Genomic DNA, 2,361 nt, shown 5'->3' on the forward strand with positions numbered 1-2,361 from the left:
GACAGCAGTGTTGGCAACTTCTCCCCAGCAGCCTGCGACGCAATTCGATGGCGCCACACTTGCACATTCTGACGAGTTCAAATGCCGGGGCAATGATGACTGTCGTCATCCTGCGGCTCCATGCGTTGCCTAGTGCCGATCTGGATGATCGTCGGGTCGCACGCATCGAGACCTGTTGGGTTTTGAACTAGCCGGTACAGTTGCATAGGAGCTTGCCGTCAGTGCTGGTGACGGAAGCCACCATTGTCAGCATCTCCGAAATCGCAAAGGCTCGAATTCGACACCGTTAGTCGAACAATGCCGCAAGGCGATGAAGGGGATTTTCTATGTCTGAAGCTGTGGTCGATGGATCGAATGCGTTTGCAGGCTTGCTACATGCAGGGACCGGTGGAACGTTCATGCGCCTGCCGAGTGTGCGGGCGGATTCTAGCATATTGCGCCAGCAAGGTATCACTGCCGCATTCATCGGCTTCCCTTGGGATTCGATGTGCATAAGCCGTACCGGAACCAACTACGGACCGCGCGCATTGCGCGAAGCGAGCGATCAGTTCAGCTTCTACAATGCCAATCTCGATCTAAACCTTACTGACCACTACAAGTTTGCTGATTGCGGTGACGTGGCCGTCATTCCTGGCGCAGCGATCAGGACGATGGACCGCGCCGAGCAGATGATTCTCGAAGTTCTGAACGGGGGCGCAATGCCGGTGACATTCGGTGGCGACCATTCCATTACCATCGCGTGCGTGCGGGCATTTAGGAAGCGCTACGCCAACCCCGGCCTAATCTTGATAGACAGTCATTTCGATACTGCCGTCGATGTCGGTGGTGAGGAACTCAATCATGCGTGCCCCATTGCACGCGCAGTCGACGCCGGGTTCGACCCTCGAAAGATCGTCATTATCGGCACGAACGGATGGCTGAACCCGAAAGCAGAGTTTGACTATGCGCGGCAAAAAGGAATCACGCTGATGCCGCTCGAGATGGTGCTGGACAAGGGCCCGCTGGCTATCGCGAAGGAGGCTCGTGCTATTGCAGGAACAGGAACAGACAGCGTGTATCTAACGTTTGATATAGACGCGATCGACGGCGCCTATGCCCCTGGCACTGGCGTTCCCGCTGCAGGCGGGCTCACCTCACGCGAGGCTATCACGCTGGTATCTGAACTAGGCAAGGGCGGCCTTGGCGGCATGGATATCGTTGAAGTGTCCCCGCCCTACGATCACGACGGAATTACCAGTCGGCTTGCGGTCAAGATCGTTCTAGAAACTTTAGCTGCAACAGTGTCTTAGAGAGCCATGTGTGCGAAAGGTCCCACAAAGATCGCCCAAGTCGTTGAAATCGTGCAACGTGCCCTTCGAAATTCGATTCCGATTTTTTAGGTCGATGCGCCAGCAGCCATGCAGCAAGAAGACGACGCCTCTCCGTCAAGGCGTCGTCCGCACGGCCTTGTAGCTAGGAACGATGTCTATGCTCGCATTGTATCAGGGACTGCCAATTGCAGGATCCAAGGTTTCGAACATCGCCATGATCCAGAGGAATGCGGAAGCCGCGGCCGCGGCCGGTGCTGTCCTGATCACCTTTCCGGAGTTGTTCCTGACCGGATACAACATTGGGCAGTCGTCCCTGCACGATCTCGCTGAGGGCGTCGATGGAGCTGCGGTCGCGGCTATCTCCGGGATCGCCAGGACAAACCGCATTGGAATCATATTCGGAATGCCCGAATGCGCCGACGGGCAGTTTTTCAATGCGGCCGTTGCGATCGACGATTTGGGGAAGCTCGTAGGTGCGTACCGGAAAATCCATCTTTTCGGTGCAGAGGAGCGGCAGACCTTTACTCCTGGCAGGAAGATTTGTGTTGCGCCGATGTGCGGATGGCGCGTGGGCCTCGCGATCTGCTATGACATCGAATTTCCCGAGATGGCGAGAGCGCTCGTTAGGGCCAACGCCAATCTGATATGTGTGCCCACCGCCAACATGATGCCATACGTCGATGTTCCTACGACACTGGTTCGCTCTCGTGCGCTAGAAAATGGCACGACCGTTGTTTACGCCAACTTGGCTGGCACCGAAAAAACTCACGTGTATACGGGAATGAGCTGCCTTGTCGGGCCCGACGGACGTGACATGGCGCGTGCGGGAGCGGATGAGAGTGCGCTTCTATGCTGCTCAACGCAGCGTGTAGGTCATTTTGGGTACGGGTCACTCAGCACCCAACTCGCGGACCTTCGCGAGGAAGTTCTGCGCGATTGCAACTAAGGGTGGAGGCGCGGGGTCGTCCACCACAGCTTCTGCGCCTAGACAGTTGAGATAGCTCCATATTTCGGGAACTCGGCGGCGCACAAAAGATCAGCTCATCTCATC

At 56.6% G+C, this 2,361-nt stretch carries 3 protein-coding genes; all 3 read left to right on the forward strand.

Features of this window, described 5'->3' with window-relative positions; translation table 11 throughout:
• On the forward strand, positions 1 to 191 hold a 191-nt coding region (locus tag AC1DWF_RS31515; protein WP_476842516.1), incomplete at its 5' end, for a hypothetical protein.
• Between the two features lie 135 nt (positions 192 to 326).
• A complete protein-coding gene (speB, locus tag AC1DWF_RS31520; RefSeq protein ID WP_476789444.1) occupies positions 327 to 1,289 on the forward strand; it encodes an agmatinase in 963 nt (320 codons plus the stop codon).
• A gap of 178 nt (positions 1,290 to 1,467) precedes the next feature.
• Complete coding sequence (locus AC1DWF_RS31525) at positions 1,468 to 2,256, forward strand: nitrilase-related carbon-nitrogen hydrolase (protein ID WP_476789443.1); 789 nt, start codon at positions 1,468 to 1,470, stop codon at positions 2,254 to 2,256.
• Positions 2,257 to 2,361: the final 105 nt, after the last annotated feature.

The sequence above is a fragment of the Aminobacter sp. P4_D5 genome (assembly GCF_056401815.1).

Coding starts and splice junctions, on each gene's coding strand:
- speB (WP_476789444.1), top strand. CDS start 327: ATGTCTGAAGCTGTGGTCGATGGATCGAATGCGTTTGCAGGCTTGCTA.
- AC1DWF_RS31525 (WP_476789443.1), top strand. CDS start 1,468: ATGCTCGCATTGTATCAGGGACTGCCAATTGCAGGATCCAAGGTTTCG.